This is a genomic window from Kocuria varians (assembly GCF_006539885.1).
Taxonomy (GTDB): domain Bacteria; phylum Actinomycetota; class Actinomycetes; order Actinomycetales; family Micrococcaceae; genus Kocuria; species Kocuria varians.
The window spans coordinates 1-595 of the sequence record NZ_BJNW01000048.1 but is presented as its reverse complement, the minus strand read 5'-3'; the positions used below and the strand labels follow the sequence as shown (position 1 = coordinate 595).

Annotated in this window: 1 protein-coding gene; it reads left to right on the top strand. The window is 62.2% G+C overall.

Annotation, left to right across the window (positions count from 1 at the left end):
* Nucleotides 1-97: 97 nt before the first annotated feature.
* A complete protein-coding gene (locus KVA01_RS12570) occupies nt 98-586 on the top strand; it encodes an HXXEE domain-containing protein (RefSeq protein WP_018021805.1) in 489 nt (162 codons plus the stop codon).
* The last annotated feature ends 9 nt before the right edge of the window (nt 587-595 follow it).

Here is a 595-nt window from a genome sequence, read left to right as displayed (position 1 = left end):
CCCTCAAACACTCTGTCGGCTGTGAAATGATGCTGGTGGGCGTGTGCGTCTGCCAGCAGATTCATCGGGGTGGGATGCGTGAGGGAAAGGCTGAATTGTGAGTTGGAAGGGGCCGACTGCACTTTTTGCGGCGTGGGTAATCCACGACCTCGAAGAGGCGTTCGCGTTTCCTGCATCCTGCGATCGTCTCGTGGATCGCACTGGTATAGAACAACTCAGAATCACGCCGCAGCAATCGTGGATCGCCGTGGGTCTGATGGGAATTCTGGTGGCGGTGGCGTGTGGCTGCGGCGGGCGCTCTACCGGTAAGTCGGCGATCTATCGGGCAGTCGTTGCCGGGCTGGAAGCCCACGTCGTGACTCACCTCGGCGCTTCAGTCGCGCAGCGTGGTTACACCGCCGGAGTTGTGACGGCTTTGCCGATCATGCTTCCCGGGGCACTCATGGCACGTCGAGAACTCCAGCGGGACGGGTGCGAGCTGCGGTTTCGGGACACGGTCAACGGCGTCGCATTGCTCCTGCCCGCCGCCCTGGTATGCCAGGTGGTCGCACGACTGATCCGTCGGGTGTCCGCGGCCAAGAACTGACCGGAAAAG